Source organism: Longimicrobiales bacterium (genome assembly GCA_035764935.1).
Taxonomy (GTDB): domain Bacteria; phylum Gemmatimonadota; class Gemmatimonadetes; order Longimicrobiales; family RSA9; genus DASTYK01.
Genome location: DASTYK010000185.1, coordinates 16,497 through 33,636, shown reverse-complemented (window position 1 = coordinate 33,636; position 17,140 = coordinate 16,497). Strand labels below are relative to the sequence as shown.

The following is a 17,140-nucleotide window of genomic DNA, read 5'->3' as shown; positions in this document are numbered from 1 at the left end:
AGGGTCTAGCGGCCCAGTGACCAGTCGCGAATGGTCTGGAACTCGCCGCGCGGGTCCATCTCGACGCCGCCCACGTCGTCACGCACGCCGGCCAGCTCGTTCAGCCAGAACATGAACGTCATCGGCTGCTCCTGCTGCACGACGCGCGTGAACTCGCCCCAGGCCTGGCGGGCGGCCTCCGGATCGCTGGCGACGGACGCACGCTCCATGAGAGCGTCCAGCTCCGGGATGCGCACACTGCTGCGGTTGGCCGAGTTCTCGATATCCGCCTGCGAGGAGTGCAGCAGCGCGTTGGGCGCCGAGGCGACCTGGAAGTTGTCGAGCACCCAGTTCGTGAAGACGGCATCGAAGTCGCGCCCGCGATGCGCCGCCAGCATCGTCTGGAACTCCGTGACACGGATGTTCGCCCGTGCGCCCACCTCGCGCAGCTGCGCCTGTACGACCTCCGCGACCGCGCGCCGCAGCGCATCGTCGCTCACCAGCAGCTCGAACTCGAGCGGCTGGCCGTCCTTGTCACGGATGCCGTCGCCATTCGCATCCGTCCAGCCCGCCTCCTCGAGCAGTGCCGCTGCCGCGGCCGGATCATGCGCCAGCGGTTCCGTGTTCTCGGGATACAGCGGATGCCAGGGCGGCACGGTGCTGGTCGCGACCTGGCCCTGCCCGTACAGCAGCGCGTCGATGATCTCCTGGCGGTCGAGTGCCAGCGCCAGCCCGCGACGAACGCGGGCGTCGTCGAACGGCGCACGCTGGTTGTTCCAGCCGATGAAGTAGACGGTGCGACCCGGGAAGGAGAGCAGGTTCGTGCTCGCACCTTCCTGGACCTGGTTCACCTGGTCGGGCATCACCGGGATGTCGACGTGCACGCCGCCCGTCATCAGCTCCGTCAGCAGCGTGGACGCTTCGGGGATGATCCGGAACACGATACGCCGCGCGGACGGCGGGCCGCCCAGCGACTGGGGGAACTGCTCGTACGGCTCGATGACGAGCTGCCGGTTGGCCTCCCACGCCGTCAACCGGTAGGGCCCGCTGCCGACCGGGGCACGATTGTACGGTGCATTGCGCATATCCGCCGGCGCGATGCCCTCGAGCAGATGCTTCGGCGCCGGGGCCCACCAGAAATCCTCGAGCGCCTGCGCGTGCGGCATGGCATAGTCGAACCGGATCGTGAAGCTGTCGACCACTGTCGCGCTTTCCACGTTCGAGAGGAACGCGGAGCCCACGAGCGATGCGGACTCGGGCAGCTTGGCCCGGTCGAACGTGAACTTGACGTCCTCGGCGGTCACCCTCTGACCATCATGCCAGGTGACGTCGCGGCGCAGCCGGAACACGACCGCCGTGTCCCCCTCTTCCTGCCAGGATTCCGCGAGCCAGGGCCGCGGCTGCAGGTTCTCGTCGTACTGGATCAGCGGCGTGAAAAGGGCATAGTTCATCAGCTCCATCGAGTACAGCGCGTCGCTCGTGATCGGGTTGAACCCGCCGAAGTCCGAACGCATGCCCACGACGATGGTACCACCCGTGCCCCCGGCGCCGTCGCCCCCGCCACACCCCGTGACCAGTGCGAGCGTGGCCGCGGCCGCCGCAGTGCGCAGGGTCATCTTGCTGCGAACCATCCCGTTCCTCCCTGGAGTTTTCCGAATGCAGTACCATCAGCGCGCCGGCGGCCCGGCAGGAGCAGCCGCTCAGGCCGCGGGCGCCGGGCACGCGCGCGCAAGAGAGGTGCCGGACCACGGCGCGTTGTGGGCGGGCGGAGGAAGGAGCGTATGCGCCCCGTGCAAGGGTGCCGCTACGCCTCGGTGTGCTTCTGGTACTCTTCAGCGCCGAGCAGCGTGTCGAGCTGGCCCTCGTCCTCGACGCGCAGCTTGATCATCCAGCCCGCGCCATACGGGTCGCGGTTGACGACACTGGGGTCGTCCGCCAGCGCCTCGTTGACTGCCACGATCTCGCCCGAGATCGGACAGAAGAGATCGCTGACCGCCTTCACGGCTTCCACCGTGCCGAAGACGTCCGCCTTGCCGAAGGTCTCTCCGACCGAAGGCAGCTCGACGTACACGACGTCGCCCAGCTCACCCTGCGCGTAATCAGTGATTCCGACGAAATAGACGCCCGCCTCGTCGCTCTTCTTCAGGTACTCGTGCTCCTCCGAATAGAGCAGATCGTTCGGTGTCTCGGACATGTTGCCACGCCTCCAGGTCGGTTGATCGGAACGGCCGCAGGGCGAGCCGTCACATGCGCGGGAGAATAGATCTCACGCGCGCGACCCGTCAATCCGCGGACGCACCGTCATCGTACTGCACCTTCTGCAGACGCCGCAGGATATCGATCAGTCGCTTCAGCTCGCTCTCGATCACGCGGAGCGATTCACGCGTATCGCCGGCCGGCACGCTCGGATCCTCGAGCAGCAACTGGACATGGCCCAGTGCGGCCGTGATCGGGTTGTTTGCGTCATGGCGAACGCGCCGAACCAGGTCGACGACCTCGCGATACTGCTGCTCTTCCATTCCTCTTCGTCTCCGACAGTGAAGACGCCATTGTACACGCCCCGCCAGCCGTTGGCCAACCAGTGCCGCTCGAATGGAGCAACTCCTTGGCCGCAACGGGCTTGAAGCATCCGGCCGGCGTGGTTACGTTCCATGCGACTCACCGCGGTGAGTCAGGGCCGCAGCCGGTGCCGCCAGGTCGGGCCGGCGCGCGGACCGCGGGAGGGAGCAGCCACTGGCTCCGGGCCCGCCGGCGTCCACGCCCTTGCGTCCACTCAACGAAGGAGGTGATCCCTTGGCCAGTACCAGTTTCCGCAACCCGGCACGGGCAAGCGATCGCCGCTCCGGCATCTGAGCCGAGTCGAGCGAACACCTCTGTCCGCATCTGACGACGGCTGCCTTCGCGGCATCGCGTCGGGCTTGCGGTAACAGTTGAACGGCGCCGTCGGAGTCATCCGGCGGCGCCGATTCCTTTCCGGGATGCGCGGGCGCTCGCCCGCCTCGTTTCCCCCCGCTACATTTGCCCCGCTTTGGCCTGTCAACCCTGAGTGATCCGAAATGTCGAGCGTACTCCCCGATCTTACTCGTCCGCCGCTCACCGTGCTGACGGAAGAAGAACAGATGTTCCGCGAAACCGTGCGCCAGTTCGCGGAAGACACCATCGCCCCCCGCGTCATGCACATGGACGAGCAGGCGCGCCTCGATGCCGACCTGGCTCCGCAGCTCTTCGAGCTCGGACTCATGGGTATCGAGATTCCCGATGCAATGGGCGGTGCGGGTGCCTCGTTCTTCACTGCCGTCCTCGTCGTCGAGGAGCTGTCGCGCATCGATCCGAGCGTCGGCGTGTTCGTCGACGTGCAGAACACACTGGTCAACAACGCGGTCATCCGGTACGGCAACGCCGATGTGCAGGAGAAGTACCTGCCTGCCCTCGCCTCCGACACCGTGGGCGCGTACGCACTGTCCGAGGCAGGCTCCGGCTCCGACGCATTTGCACTGCAGACCCGGGCGCGCGACGACGGGGACCACTGGGTGCTCGACGGCCGCAAGCTCTGGATCACCAACGGCGGCGAGGCGGGCCTCTTCATCATCTTCGCCAACGTCGATCCCGACGCCGGCTACCGCGGCATCACCGCCTTCCTGGTCGAGCGCGACTTCGACGGCTTCGCGGTCGGCAAGAAGGAGGACAAGCTCGGCATCCGTGCGTCGTCCACGACCGAGCTGATCCTGGACGGCTGCCGCGTGCCGAAGGGCAACGTGCTCGGCGAGGTCGGCAAGGGCTACAAGATTGCGATCGAGACCCTCAACGAGGGGCGCATCGGGATCGGTGCCCAGATGGTCGGCCTCGCGCAGGGCGCGCTCGACCACACGCTGCGCTACGTCCAGGAGCGCGAGCAGTTCGGCCACCCGATCGGTGACTTCCAGGGGGTGCAGTTCCAGCTCGCAGAGATGCGGACGCAGCTCGAGGCCGCCCGCCTGCTGGTCTACAACGCCGCGCGCCTGAAGGACGCCGGCCAGCCGTTCGTCGTGGAAGCCGCAATCGCCAAGCTGTTCGCCTCCGAAGCCGCGCAGAAGATCGCCTCGACCTGCATCGACCTCTTCGGCGGCAACGGCTTCACGCGTGAGTACCCGGTCGAAAAGTTCTACCGCGACGCCAAGATCGGCACGATCTACGAGGGTACCACGAACATGCAGAAGCAGACGATCGCGAAGTATATCCTGAGGTGAGAGGCGGGCCGGGGCCCAGGGCCCAGGGCCCAGGGCCCAGGGCCCGGGTTTCGCGGTGGAGAGGCGGGCCGTTGGGGCCGTTGGGGCCGTCGGGGCGTCTGAACGGCGGGATGTGGGCGGATACCAATTTCGCCCAGACGGCCCCGCCGGCCCGTCCAGCTCGTTCCCCCGCCCAGGCCCAGGGCCCCGGGCCCCGGGCCCGCCTCTCACCTTCATTGTATCGTGACGCTCTTCGACCTAATTTTGGACGAGGGGCCGGATACGGGGGTGGGGTCAATGTGTGCGGGCCGCGTGCGGCTCCGCGCACTGGAGGTGGATCGATGAGTGCGACCAGGCAGGCGGTGGAAGCGCCGCGTCGTGGTGTTTCCGAGCAGGAGGCGCGACAGGTCGCCGAGGCGGCGCGCGAAACCGAGTGGTCGAAGCCGAGCTTCGTGCGTGAGCTGTTCCTCGGGCGACTGCGTCTCGATCTGATTCACCCGTTGCCGGGCCCGACGGATCCTGCGGAGCGGGAGCGTGCGGCCGCCTTCATGGAGAAGTTGAAGGTCGTCGCCGCGAAGGTCGACGCGGACGAGGTGGACCGCACCGGCCGTGTTCCCGACGAGATCCTCTCCGACCTTGCTGCGATCGGCGCGTTCGGCATCAAGATCCCGCAGAAGTACGGCGGTCTCGAGCTATCCCAGACAAGCTACAACGCGGCGATCGCGTATCTGAGCACGGCGTGTTCCGCGCTGGGCGTGCTGCTTTCTGCGCACCAGTCGATCGGCGTGCCGCAGCCGCTGAAGATGTTCGGCACGGAGGCGCAGAAGCAGAAGTACCTGCCGCGCCTGGCGGCCGGTGCCGTTTCCGCGTTTGCATTGACGGAGCCGGACGTCGGTTCCGACCCGGCGCGCATGGAAGCGACGGCCGAGCCCACGCCGGATGGGGACGCGTACATCCTGAACGGCGAGAAGCTGTGGTGCACCAACGGCCCGATCGCGGAGATCATGGTCGTGATGGCGCGCACGCCGGCGCGCGACGGCAAGCGGCCGGGCATCACCGCCTTCATCGTCGAGCGTGACATGCCCGGCGTGGAGGTCACGCACCGGCTGGAGTTCATGGGGCTGCGCGGCATCGAGAACGCGCTGCTCCGGTTCCGCGACGTGCGTGTTCCGAAGGAGAACGTGCTCTGGGGCGAGGGCCGCGGTCTCAAGCTCGCGCTGATCACGCTGAACACCGGTCGTCTGACGATTCCTGCCACGTCTGCTGCAGCGGGGCGCTGGTGTCTTCGTGTCGCGCGCGAGTTTGCAGCGGAGCGCGTGCAGTGGGGCGCGCCGGTCGGCAAGCACGACGCAGTTGCGCAGAAGCTCGCGGACATTGCGGCGTACTCGTTCGCCATGGATGCGGTGAACACACTTGCCGCGGGCCTCGCGGATGCCGGCAAGAGCGACATCCGCCTGGAGGCCGCGCTTGCGAAGATGTTCAACTCCGAGGCTGCGTGGCACGTCGTCGACGAGACGATGCAGATCCGTGGCGGCCGCGGCTATGAAACGTCGGCGTCGCTGAAGTCGCGCGGTGAGGAGGGCGTTCCGCTGGAGCGTGTGATGCGCGATCTGCGGATCAACATGATCTTCGAGGGGTCCAGCGAGATCATGCGTCTGTTCATCGCACGTGAGGCGGTGGATCCGCACCTGCAGCGCGCCGGCGGCATGATCGATCCGAAGGCGGAGCTGGGTGACAAGGTGAAGGGCGCGGCCAGCCTGGGCGCGCACTTTGCCGGCTGGGTGCCGGGTCTTGTTGCCGGCTGGGGGCGCTGGCCGCGCTTCGGCGGCTATGGTGTGCTCGCGGAGCACCTGCGTTACGTCGAGCGGACGTCGCGCAAGCTCGGGCGCACGCTGTTGTACGCGATGGCGCGGTTCGGCCCGAAGCTGGAGAAGCGGCAGTCGGTGCTGTTCCGGCTGGTCGATGTCGGTGCGGAGCTGTTCGCGATGTCGGCCGTGTGCGTGTACGCGCACGCCATGGTGGAAAGGAACCCGTCGGACCGCACACCGCTTCGGCTCGCTGACCTGTTCTGTCGCCAGGCGCGCAAGCGGATCGCCTCGTCGTTCCGGAACACATTCAGCAATCATGACCGGTTCGCCTACCGTCTAGCGCAGGACGTGCTGGACGGCAGGTATCGCTGGCTGGAGAGCGACGTGGCGGACTGACGCCTGCGGTCCGACATCGCCGTCCGCCCCGGCGCAGCAGGAGCAACTCGGGCGGGTCATCTCATTATTCCCGGTGCAGGGCGCCGCTCCACACTCCCGTGGGGCGGCGCATTGTGTGCCCGTGAGCACGGACGATTCGCATGGCGTTCATCGCAGCGCTTCTTCCGAACGAAGCCGATCGCAGTGCGCTGATGCACGCGGCCGGTGAGCATCGTCTGCTCTGGGCGGATTCCTGGCGCGGCCTGAACGCGCTGGTCCGCGACCGTCCTGTTGCCGTCGTCGTGACCGACCTGCACGCCGAGCCGCGCAAGGATGGCGCGCTGCGCGTGTACCGCTTCGCCCAGCGGTTCCCGCTCACGCCGCTCGTGAGCTGGGGCGATCCGGATGGACGCGAGCTGTTCCGCATCGGCAAGGCGGGTGCGCGCGAGATCGTGCTGACGCAGGATGCCACCGATGCCGCGCTCATTTCCGAAGTGATCGATGCGTCGCTGCAGGCAACGCTGCCGCACCTGCTGCGTGATCGGCTGCAGGGGCGGATCGACGAGAGTGGGCTGGAGCTGATCACGACCGCGGCCGAGCGGATTCCGGACGGGATCCAGGTCCCCGAGCTCGCCGCGTCGTTCCGCTACTCGATCTCGACGCTGGAGCGGCGCTGCGAGGTGATGCAGCTCCCCACGCCGGGGCGGCTGCTGCTCTGGCTGCGCGTTCTCTTCGGCCTGCGCTGGCTGCTCGAGGAGGGACGCAGCGTCGAGAGCGTCGCATCACAGCTCGGCTACTCGTCCGGCGCGGCGTTCCGTCGTGCGATCAAGGCGACGATCGGCGGTCGACCGACGCCGCTGCGCAACCCCGAGGCATTCGATCAGGCCCTCGAGAGCTTTGCAGTCGAGTGCCACGCCCGGCCGAGAGGAGGTCCCTGATGGCCCGCTACGATCGGATTGCTGCGCTCCCGCTGCCGCCTCGCACACAGGCGATCCCGGGATGGTGCGTGCTGCGCGAGCTGAACGGTCGCGAGCGCGACACCGAGCTCGCGAACCGGATGCGCCTCTTCTTCCTCGCTCTCCGGCCGGTGCGCCGCCTGGTCGATCGCGGCTTCGACGTGCCGTTCGACTCGCACGACCGACAGATCGCTGCCGTGCGTGCGGTGCTCGACACCATGCCGGCGAGTGCGCTCGAGCAGGCGCGCCTGCGCTCGTTTCTGAACGCCGTGGGCACGCGCGTCCCCGAGCGCGTGGCGCTCGCGGCGCTCGATGTTTCGGCAATGGCGGAGGCGCGCTCCCATTACGAAGCAGCGACGGAGTTCGCGCATACCGCACTCGCGGCTGGCGCGCACGCGAATCCGGGCGTGGAGGCGCGGGCGTGTACGTCGCTCGCACGACTCGCCCGCAAGAGCGGCCGCTGGCACGAGGCCGAGGAGTGGAGCACGCAGGCGACAGAGCGCGCCGCGCCACCCAGCTTCCGCGCGGCATGGGCGAACGCCGTGACCGAGCTGGCCACACTGTACCACGTGCGCGGCGATCAGAACGAGGCGGCACGACTCCTGGCCGGCGTGCGCAAGCGCGTCGCCGAATGGAAGGACGAGCTGCTGCTGGCCGACGGAGCCGAAGCGCTCGCTGCAACCGCACTGGCGGCGGGTCACACCGAAGTGGCCGTGCACGAGGGGTGGTTTGCGCTGCACCGGATCAATGACATCGAGCGTCGCCGGCGACTGCTGATCAGCATTGCGGATGGGCTGCGCCTGCTCCGCCTCTACGACGGCGCCGACGCGTGTTACGGCGCCCTCGCGCAGTCCGCCATCGGTTCGGCAGAGCGGGCGGCACCGCTCACGCGCGCCGCCGTCTCCGCCGCCGAGAGCGGCGACGCCGCCGGGTTCCGGGATCGCCACGATCGTGCAATGCGCGAGGTTCTGGAGCTGCACGATGGTCAGCGCGCCGGCTTCCTGCTCGAGCTGGGCCGCGCCTGCGTGCTGGCCGGCGATGCCGAGCGCGGCCTCGCACACGCGAACGCCACGCTGAACCTGGCCGACGCGCACGGTGACCCGCGCCTGAAGAGCCGCGCCCAGGAGCTGTGCACCGTGGCCGCCGCGCACCACGACGGCGTCATCCTGGCGGGGCTGCACCATCCCCCGGCGCCGGCCGACGATACGCGCGAGCTTGCGGCGGAGATCGCGGCGGGCGCGTTGCGCGTCGTGACGCAGGCGCGGCGCTGAGCAGGACACGCCAGGCTCCTTCCGGGGCGCCGCGAGCCGGACCGACGGCGGCGCCTCGTCAGGACAGCACGTCCCGCTTTCCGGCCGCGACCTCGCGCACCCACATGTGGTAGTCGATGGCCGCCGCCAAGGCCGCCTCGATGCTGCGAACGACGTCGTTCTCGCCGACCTCCCGTCGCGCGCGCTCGACCAGCACCGGGTCGAGCAGGAACGTGTAGGCGCGCCGGTCGTCCTCGTCCTGCCGCATTCCCGCCTCCTCGTGGCTGAGACCGCACGGCAAGCTGCGACGCGGATCCGCGCGCGCCCATGGCCCAAGCGGCCGTCACGGCGAACCACGATGGACGACGCGGCGCGCGTGACCGGTCGCGCGAGGCGGCATCGACCGGCTGCCATCCGCGATTATCGCGTTCGCGGACGCCGAAACTTGTCACGCACACGGGGTTATTAGTCGGCCATGACAGCGAACAACTCAGACTCCGGATCCAAGCGGCTGATCGTCGTTGGCGATCGCGTCCTGATTTCCCCCGAGGAAGGCGAGGACCGCAGCCGCGTGGGCCTGTACCTGCCGCCATCGGCGGTGGATGCGCAGGCCGTGCAGACGGGCACGGTGGTAGCGGTCGGGCCGGGCACGCCCATCTCCGCTCCGACCGACCTCGGCGACGAGCCGTGGAAGATGTCCGGCGGCGAACCGCGGTTCCTGCCGGTACAGGCGCAGGTCGGCGACTACGCGATCTTCTTCCGACGCGCCGCTGTCGAGATCACGTTCGAAGGCAGGAAATTCCTCGTCGTGCCACAGGCGGCGATCCTCGGGCTCGTACGTGAACCGCCGCCCGAAGACCGCTGGTAGGCGGCACACAGCCGTGATATCTGCCGGCCCCGCATATCGGGGCCGGTTCGTTTTGAATGAGGGCAGCATGCAGAACCGGAACTACCTCGTCCGCGCTTCCGCCTATGACGGGCTCGTGCGCGCGTTCGCCGTCGATGCGACGGACGTCGTGGGTGAGCTCACGTCACGGCATCAGACGGAGCCCGCGGTGAGCGCCGCCCTCGGGCGCCTCTCGACGGGCGCACTTCTCTTCGGCGCCATGCTGAAGGAGGACGACCAGCTCGTAACCATCCGTGTGCAGGGCGACGGGCCCGCGGGGACCCTGCTCGCATCCGCGAACGGCAAAGGCGAGGTGCGCGGCCTGGTCGCTACACCGCGCCCCAACGTCGAGCAGGTCCGCAACGGCAAGCTGAACGTGCGCGGCGCCGTGGGCACCGATGGCCGGCTCACCGTCACCAAGGATCTCGGAATGCGCCAGCCGTACAGCGGGACCGTCGGCATCGTGAGCGGCGAGATCGGTGAAGACCTGGCGCATTACCTGGCGACCAGCGAGCAGGTCCCGTCCGCCGTCGGCATCGGTGTCTTCGTGCAGCCCGACGAGTCCATCGAGGCCGCGGGCGGCTACATCGTGCAGCTCATGCCCGGCATGAGCGACCGCGATGCGATCGCGATCGAGACTGCGGTGCGGGCGATGCCGCACCCCACCACCATGCTCAGGCAGCACGAGACTCCGGAAAACATCCTCGACCGGATCTTCGGCGACGCCGGCTTCACCGTCCTCGACCGGAAGCCTGTCAGCTTCCACTGCCCGTGCAGCCGCGAACGCGCCGAGCGCGCCCTGCTGCTGCTCGGCGCCGACCAGATCGAGGAGCTGCGCGAGCGCCCCGACGACACGGGCGCCGAACTGAAGTGCGAGTTCTGCCTCAGGGCCTACTCCTTCACCGACGAAGAGCTGAGGGAGCTCGCGCGCCGCGCCGCCTGACCGGCGGCGGGGCGGTGATCGCAGGCCCTGCCCCGCATGATCGCCTGCAGGGCGGACCTCGCTGGCGCCGCCCCGCCAGCACAGCTCCGACCGAACCTGCCGACCTCTCGCCCTGCCTCTCCCGTCGTTCGTCCCACGTCCCTGTTCCACACCCGGCACCTGGCGGCATCCTTCCCTCAACACTTGAGGGGAACGGCGATGCGCGACGAGGATCTGAACCTGCTCCAGGGCACACTTGACCTGCTCGTACTGAAGGCGCTGATCTTCGGCGCGCGCCACGGCTATGCCGTAGCGCGCTGGGTGCGGGACGCGACGGACGGCGTGCTGGAGATCGAGGACGGCGCCCTGTACGCCGCACTGCACCGGATCGAGCGACGCGGCTGGGTTGCGGCGGAGTGGGGGCTGTCCGAGTCCAACCGGCGTGCGAAGTACTACACGCTGACGGCACGTGGCCGGGACCAGCTGGAGCGGAAGGCGAGTGCGTGGAAGCGGTACGCGGAAGCCGTCTCGAAGGTGCTGCACGCGCCGGCGGAGATTGCCAGTACGTGAGTGATGCGGCGGTTCATCGACAGATCGAGGAACGTGCATGAGGCCAATGCTGCGTCTCGGCAGTGTGGAGCGCGATGTCAGCGAGGAGCTGGCGTTCCACTTCGCGGAAGCGGTGGACGACCTGGTGCGTCGCGGCTGGACGCGACCGGCGGCGGAGTCGGAGGTACACCGCCGCTTTGGTGACGAGACGCGCTATCGCCGGGAGCTGCTGAACCTGAACCGTAGCCGGGAGCGGCGTATGCGTTGGAGCGGGCGACTGGGAGCTGCAGGCGAGGCGGTGCGGGAGGCGGTGCGAGGGCTCACGCGCACGCCGGGCATGACGATCGGCATCGTCGTCGTATTCGCCCTCGGTGTGGGCGCGAATGCGACGATTCTGCAGATCATCGATCGACTGATGCTGCGTCCGCCGGATCATGTCGTTGCGGCGGATGACGTGAACCGGGTCGTCATCGACCGGCTCGACGAACCGCGTGGTGAACGCTCGCAGACGGAGTACATGACGTACCCGGACTACAGGGACCTGCATGGGGCGAAGTCGTTCTCCGCCGTTGCAGGGTACGCGCCGCGCGAGCTGACGATCGGCCATGGCGAATCGGCGCACCTGGCCCGGACGGTGCTTGCGACGGGCGACTATTTCGACCTGATCGGTGTCCGTCCGCACGTCGGAAGGTTCTTCACGGACGAGGAGTCGCGCCTGGGCGGTGAGCGCGTAGCCGTGGTCGGATACGGTTACTGGCAACGCCAGCTCGGTGGTGCATCGGACGTTCTTGGCCGAACAGTGCAGCTCGCCGGCAATCCGTACACCATCATCGGAGTCGCACCGCAGGGTCTGACGACGATCGACCTGACGCCGGCAGAGCTGTGGTTCCCGCTCGAGGTCGCGCAGGGCGACCTCGCTCCCGAGGGCTGGGCCGACTCGCGCAACTGGTGGTGGATGCGGACACTCGTGCGGCGCGCGGAAGGCGTGACGCCCGCGCAGGCCGGTGCGGAGGCCACGGCGCTGCACGTCGCGGGACGCGAGTCGCAGATCGCGGAGGGCAATTACGGTGCGGACACACGCATCGAGGCGTATCCGCTGGTGGTTGCGGAGCGCCCGGGTGTCGGCAGCGAGCCGGCAGTCGCACGCTGGCTGGCCGGTGTCGCGCTCGTCGTGCTGCTGATCGCATGCATCAACGTTGCGAACCTCCTGTTTGCGCGCATGCTGCGTCGGCAGCGCGAGATCGGGATCCAGCTGGCGCTCGGCGTCGGGCGCGGCCGGCTGGTGGGGCGGATCCTGCTCGAGGGTGCGCTGCTCGGCCTGCTCGGCGGCGCGGCGGCCCTGGCGGTCGCGTGGTGGGGCGGCGGCGCGCTGCGCAGGCTGCTGCTGCCGGACGTCGCATGGAGTGACCTGGGCCTCAGCACGACGGTGCTCCTCGCGACCGGGGCGCTCGCTCTCCTCGCCGGCGTCCTGTCGGCCGTGGTGCCTGCGCTGCAGGCGGCCCGGCGCGACGTGGTCGACGTGCTGCGGACGAGTGCCGGGGGCATCACGCGCAGCGCGCTCCGTGTGCGAACGGCGCTCTCCTTTGCGCAGGCTGCGCTGTCCGTGCTGCTGCTGATCGGGGCGGGGCTGTTCGTGCGCAGCATGGCGAACGCGGGCGGTGTCGACCACGGCTACGAGCCGGAAGGGCTGCTGTACGCGAACATGAGCACACCGCGCAACGCGATCCCACCGGCGGAGCAGCTTCGCCTGGAGCGACAGATCCTCGAGCGTGTCGGGCAGCTGCCGGGCGTCGAGAGCGCCGCGTTCACCTCGTCGATGCCGTTCTGGTCGTACCTCGTCTACGGCATCCGGATCGATGGCGTGGACTCGCTGCGGTCTCTGCCGACCGGCGGTGCGCACGTGCACGTGGTCTCACCGGGATACCTGGAGACCACGCGGATGGATGTGGTACGTGGCCGGGGTCTCGGCGACGGGAGCGCGTACGCTGCCGTCGTGAACGAGACGATGGCCCGCGAGATCGGCTCGTACGGCGACCCGATCGGTCGCTGCATCTACATGAGCGTCAGCGGTGAGGAGACGCCGTGCATCGAGATCGCCGGCGTTGTCGAGGACGCCACGGCGGCCGAGTTCGACGAGGATCCTTACATGCAGTACTACGTCACGCTGCCGGCCGGCGCCGAGGTCGCGGAGCAGTTCGCAGGCGCCACGCTCATGCTGCGCGCGGCCGGGAACGAGGCGGCGGTGATGGCGGCCGTCCGTCGCGAGATCCTCGCACTGGACAATCGAATCAGCTTCGTCGACATCCATCCGTTCGCCGAGCGGATGGAGCCGCTCACCCGCTCCTGGCAGCTGGGCGCCACGCTGTTCACTGCATTCGGGCTGCTGGCGCTGCTCGTTGCTGCGGTGGGATTGTATTCGGTGCTCGCATTCGACGTCGCGCAGCGCACGCGCGAACTGGGGCTGCGCACCGCCCTGGGCGCGCAGCATTCCCGGCTCCTCGCCATGATCGTCGGTCGGGGGATACGGGTGACCATGGCCGGCATCGCGGCGGGACTGCTCGTCGCCGTGCTGCTCGCAGGACGGATCGAGCCGTTGCTCTTCCACGTGTCAGGCAGGGATACCCTGACGTACGCCGTCGTCGCGGGCGTGCTGCTGCTGGTTGCGGCGTTCGCAAGCTGGCTGCCCGCCATGCGGGCGGCACGCGTGCGACCGATGGAGGCGCTCAAGGCGGAGTGACATCATCCGCGGCCAGACTACAGCGACGCGGCCGCGAACGTGTCACAGCGATTGATGTCGCCGCTCCCCAGCCCCTGTCGGAACCAGCGGACTCGCTGTTCGGACGAGCCGTGCGTGAAGGAGTCCGGCACCACGTACCCCTGTGACTGACGCTGCAGCCGGTCGTCTCCGATCGCGGCAGCCGCGCCGAGTGCCTCCTCCACGTCGCCCGGCTCGATGAAGCTGCGCTGCCGGTTCCCGTGGTAGGCCCACACGCCTGCCAGGCAGTCCGCCATGAGCTCGGTCCGGACGCTCAGCTCGTTGGCGTCGTAGCCCTGCTGCTTCATCGATTCGACCTGGTCCATCACGCCCAGCACGTTCTGCACGTGGTGGCCGACCTCGTGGGCGATGACATACGCCTGCGCAAAATCGCCAGGCGCGCCAAGTCGCCGGTGCAGGTCGTCATAGAACGAGAGATCGATGTACACGGTCTGATCGAGCGGGCAGTAGAACGGCCCGACCGCCGACTGGGCGAAGCCGCAGCCGGACTGCGTAGCGCCACTGAAAAGGACCAGCGTCGGCTCCGGATACGCGCTGTTGAAGGCCCCCGGGAACAACTCCCCCCACACGTCCTCCGTGCTGCCCAGCACGACCTGGACGAACTCCGCGAGCGAATCGGCCGGCGTACCGGCGCCGGGCGGTGGCGCGGAGGCAGACGGCCCGGACTCCGGCATCGCGATGTCGTTCGGGTCGACGCCGAGCAGCAGTGCCACGATCGTGAGAACGACGGCGCCGATTCCACCACCCGCCAGCCCAACCCGCATCCCGCGCCGATCCTGCACGTTCGTGCTGCGGCGCCCGCCTCTCCACCTCATGCTGTACCTCTTTGCGTGATCCGGTCGCGGTTCGGCCTGCCACCCTTGCGGCATTGCAAGCAGGGCGCCACCCTCCGTGCCTCGCTCGCAGCGGCGGCACACGCATTTTCTCCGTGACACGTCGCCGGACGCGACGTCGTGAAAAGGGTAGCGGGCTCCGGAACAATGTTCACGCGCCGTGCGTGAGCGCAGGCGGAAGAAGGGTGCGAAATGCCTCGTAAATGCTTGCGGCCCCGGCTTTTACACAGAAAAAGGTTGTGCCTGAACCCCGCCGCTGGCATTTTCCGACGTCCCGGATCACCCTGACCGAAACGCAATGCTGCTGAAACGGAAAACGTCCGAAGAGGGGCTGAGCCAGCGCACGACCCTGGTCGACGACCTGGAGCGGCTGTGGCGGCGTGTTCGCGCGCTGCCGCTGGTCGCGCCGGTGCTGCTGTTTGCGGGCCTTGGTGTCGGCAACCTGACGGGCAGCAAGCTCGATGTGCCGGAGTCGGGTGAGATCGTGCTCAGCGAGGGCACGCGCATCGAGCTGCGTGCACTCAGCGACCGGCTGCGGGGCGTGCGCTCGAGCGGGTCGGTGACGGAGGATTACATCTCCGCTTACCGCGAGCACGTAGAGCCTGTCGAGCGCGTGCTGCGCAACCGCGGGATTCCCCAGGAGAACGCGCGGCAGATCGCGTGGCCACTTGTCGAGCATGCGTCGGCGCAGGGGCTGCCCATCGAGACCGTGATCTCGGTGATCCTGATCGAGAGCGGCGGCCGGCCCAGGGCGACGAGTCCGGTCGGTGCGCGCGGCCTGATGCAGATCATGCCGTTCTGGTCGGGCCACTGGCGCGCGTGCGGCACCGACCTGTACGACATCAATGCCAACCTGTGCAACGGCACGCGCATCCTCGAGTACTACTACGACCGCTTCGGCGGCGACGAGCGGCGCGCACTGCTGGGCTACAACGGCTGCGTGCGCGGCACGAACACGCCGAACTGCCACACCTATCCGGACAAGATCCAGCGCGTGCGCGTCCAGATCGAACGCGAGCTGAGCAATGCGCGGGCACGCGCCCGGACTGCGGGACGCGCGGCAGCACCCTGAGCACGCGAGCGGGATGACGCACTGACGCTGCATCATCCACGATACGAAAACAGACGGGGCATCCCGACATCCTCACAGAGAGCGGTCACTCTCAGCGGATGTCCGGATGCCCCGGTCGTTTTGCCAACCGTTCCGGTCGCGGAACCGTCCCGCCGGGTCCTACGCCTTCGCTGCGAGACGGTCCAGCAGCTCGGCCGCTGCGATCATGCCCTTCTCGAAGTTCTCCACGCTCATCCACTCGTCGGGGGCGTGTGCATTCTCGCCCGGCAGTCCGAAGCCGAGGAGCAGTGCGGGCGCATCGAGCACGCGCTCGAACTCCGGCACGATCGGGATCGACCCGCCCTCGCCTGCATACACGACCTCGCGGCCGTACGCACTCTCGAGGGCAGCAGCCGCGGCATCGACGAGCCTGCCCTCCAGCTTCGCGCGCCACGGTCGGCCGCCGTGCAGGTATTCGACTTCGACCTTCACGCCGTCCGGTGCGTGCTTCTCGACGTGTGCACGAAACAGCTCTGCGATGCGCTTCGGGTCCTGGTCGGGCACCAGTCTGCAGCTCACCTTGGCCATGGCCTTCGATGGCAGCACGGTCTTGGAGCCCTCGCCCGTGTAGCCCGAGAGCAGCCCGTTGACCTCGCAGGTCGGGCGCACCCAGATGCGCTCGAGCGTGGTCTGCCCCGTCTCGCCAGCGAGCGCGGGCGCGCCGGTCTCTGCGAGAAAGGTCTTCTCCTCGAAGGGCAGCTTCTTCATCGCCGCCCGGAAGTCCTCCGCCTGCAGCACATCGTCGTAGAAGCCGTCGATCGCGACGCGCCAGTCCCCGTCATGGAACGAGGCAATGATCCGCGCGAGCGCAGTGGCCGGGTTGATCACGGTGCCGCCGTAGCTGCCGGAGTGCAGGTCCTGACCGGGCCCCTGCACGTTGATCTCGAAGTAGGCGAGGCCGCGCAGCGATGCGCCGATGGTGGGGAGCCCGGGCCCGATCATCGTCGTATCCGAGATGACGATCGCGTCGCAGTGCAGCCGTTCGGCATTCTGCTCGACGAACGGCATCAGGTTCTCGCTGCCGACTTCCTCCTCCCCTTCGAACAGCAGGACGAGATTGACGGGCAGCCGGCCGCTGGTCTTCAGATGTGCCTCGACGGCCTTGACGTGCAGGTAGAGCTGTCCCTTGTCGTCGACGGAGCCGCGGGCGTAGATGCGGCCGTCGCGCACCGCGGGCTCGAAGGGCGGCGTCGTCCACAGCTCGAGCGGCTCGGCGGGCTGCACGTCGTAGTGGCCGTAGACGAGAACTGTGGGCGCATCCGGTCCTGCCTCGCGGTACTCCGCGAGCAGGATCGGATGTCCCGGCGTTTCGTGCAGCGACGTCTTCATGCCGAGCTCGTCGAGCTTGTGCTTCAGCCACTCGGCAGCTTCGCGTGTGTCGGCCCGGTGCTCCCGTCGTGCGGAGACGCTCGGGATACGCAGGAACTCGAACAGCTCGTCGCGGAACCGCTCCCTGTTCGTTTCGATGTACTCTCTCGTGCCTGCCATCG

At 68.4% G+C, this 17,140-nt stretch carries 15 protein-coding genes; 9 read left to right on the top strand and 6 right to left on the bottom strand.

All coding sequences use genetic code 11. The annotated features are described in order from the left end of the window. Positions 1-5: 5 nt before the first annotated feature. The 3 genes from VFU06_16390 to VFU06_16380 all read right to left on the bottom strand — a co-directional run bounded on the left by VFU06_16390 (position 6) and on the right by VFU06_16380 (position 2,498). On the bottom strand, positions 6-1,610 hold the full coding sequence (locus VFU06_16390; protein ID HEU5210976.1) for an ABC transporter substrate-binding protein: 1,605 nt from the start codon (positions 1,608-1,610) through the stop codon (positions 6-8). A 173-nt stretch (positions 1,611-1,783) separates the two neighbouring features. Then, positions 1,784-2,173: a glycine cleavage system protein GcvH gene (gcvH, locus tag VFU06_16385; protein HEU5210975.1), complete on the bottom strand. Its 390-nt coding sequence runs from the start codon at positions 2,171-2,173 to the stop codon at positions 1,784-1,786. A gap of 88 nt (positions 2,174-2,261) precedes the next feature. Next, positions 2,262-2,498 carry a histidine kinase dimerization/phospho-acceptor domain-containing protein gene (locus VFU06_16380; protein HEU5210974.1) on the bottom strand — a complete coding sequence of 79 codons (237 nt, stop codon included), beginning with the start codon at positions 2,496-2,498 and terminating at the stop codon, positions 2,262-2,264. Between the two features lie 537 nt (positions 2,499-3,035). On the opposite strand from VFU06_16380, the gene VFU06_16375 reads away from it, so the two are divergent. From VFU06_16375 to VFU06_16360, 4 genes are all read left to right on the top strand, one after another. Continuing rightward, the gene (locus tag VFU06_16375) at positions 3,036-4,205 is read left to right on the top strand and encodes an acyl-CoA dehydrogenase (protein ID HEU5210973.1); all 1,170 of its coding nucleotides are present in this window, start codon (positions 3,036-3,038) and stop codon (positions 4,203-4,205) included. A gap of 320 nt (positions 4,206-4,525) precedes the next feature. Beyond that, positions 4,526-6,388, top strand: coding sequence for an acyl-CoA dehydrogenase family protein (locus VFU06_16370; protein HEU5210972.1), 1,863 nt, complete (start codon positions 4,526-4,528; stop codon positions 6,386-6,388). Positions 6,389-6,528: 140 nt separating this feature from the next. Further along, positions 6,529-7,305, top strand: coding sequence for an AraC family transcriptional regulator (locus tag VFU06_16365; protein ID HEU5210971.1), 777 nt, complete (start codon positions 6,529-6,531; stop codon positions 7,303-7,305). Then, the gene (locus VFU06_16360) at positions 7,305-8,594 is read left to right on the top strand and encodes a hypothetical protein (protein ID HEU5210970.1); all 1,290 of its coding nucleotides are present in this window, start codon (positions 7,305-7,307) and stop codon (positions 8,592-8,594) included. Before VFU06_16365 ends, VFU06_16360 begins: the two co-directional genes overlap by 1 nt. A 58-nt stretch (positions 8,595-8,652) precedes the next feature. On the opposite strand, the gene VFU06_16355 is transcribed toward VFU06_16360, so the two are convergent. After that, positions 8,653-8,841: a hypothetical protein gene (locus VFU06_16355; GenBank protein HEU5210969.1), complete on the bottom strand. Its 189-nt coding sequence runs from the start codon at positions 8,839-8,841 to the stop codon at positions 8,653-8,655. A 207-nt stretch (positions 8,842-9,048) separates the two neighbouring features. On the opposite strand from VFU06_16355, the gene VFU06_16350 reads away from it, so the two are divergent. The 4 genes from VFU06_16350 to VFU06_16335 all read left to right on the top strand — a co-directional run bounded on the left by VFU06_16350 (position 9,049) and on the right by VFU06_16335 (position 13,667). Beyond that, positions 9,049-9,441 (top strand): co-chaperone GroES family protein, encoded by a 393-nt coding sequence (locus VFU06_16350; GenBank protein HEU5210968.1) that lies wholly within the window; start codon positions 9,049-9,051, stop codon positions 9,439-9,441. 67 nt (positions 9,442-9,508) lie between these two features. Then, a complete protein-coding gene (gene hslO / locus VFU06_16345; GenBank protein HEU5210967.1) occupies positions 9,509-10,402 on the top strand; it encodes an Hsp33 family molecular chaperone HslO in 894 nt (297 codons plus the stop codon). 198 nt (positions 10,403-10,600) lie between these two features. Next, positions 10,601-10,951 (top strand): PadR family transcriptional regulator, encoded by a 351-nt coding sequence (locus VFU06_16340; protein HEU5210966.1) that lies wholly within the window; start codon positions 10,601-10,603, stop codon positions 10,949-10,951. Between the two features lie 37 nt (positions 10,952-10,988). Then, entirely contained in the window at positions 10,989-13,667 is a 2,679-nt protein-coding gene (locus tag VFU06_16335; GenBank protein HEU5210965.1) for an ADOP family duplicated permease, read from the top strand. A gap of 17 nt (positions 13,668-13,684) precedes the next feature. On the opposite strand, the gene VFU06_16330 is transcribed toward VFU06_16335, so the two are convergent. Next, a complete protein-coding gene (locus VFU06_16330) occupies positions 13,685-14,521 on the bottom strand; it encodes a neutral zinc metallopeptidase (protein ID HEU5210964.1) in 837 nt (278 codons plus the stop codon). Positions 14,522-14,837: 316 nt separating this feature from the next. On the opposite strand from VFU06_16330, the gene VFU06_16325 reads away from it, so the two are divergent. After that, the gene (locus tag VFU06_16325) at positions 14,838-15,611 is read left to right on the top strand and encodes a lytic transglycosylase domain-containing protein (protein ID HEU5210963.1); all 774 of its coding nucleotides are present in this window, start codon (positions 14,838-14,840) and stop codon (positions 15,609-15,611) included. Positions 15,612-15,770: 159 nt separating this feature from the next. On the opposite strand, the gene VFU06_16320 is transcribed toward VFU06_16325, so the two are convergent. Then, entirely contained in the window at positions 15,771-17,138 is a 1,368-nt protein-coding gene (locus VFU06_16320) for a dipeptidase (GenBank protein HEU5210962.1), read from the bottom strand. Positions 17,139-17,140: the final 2 nt, after the last annotated feature.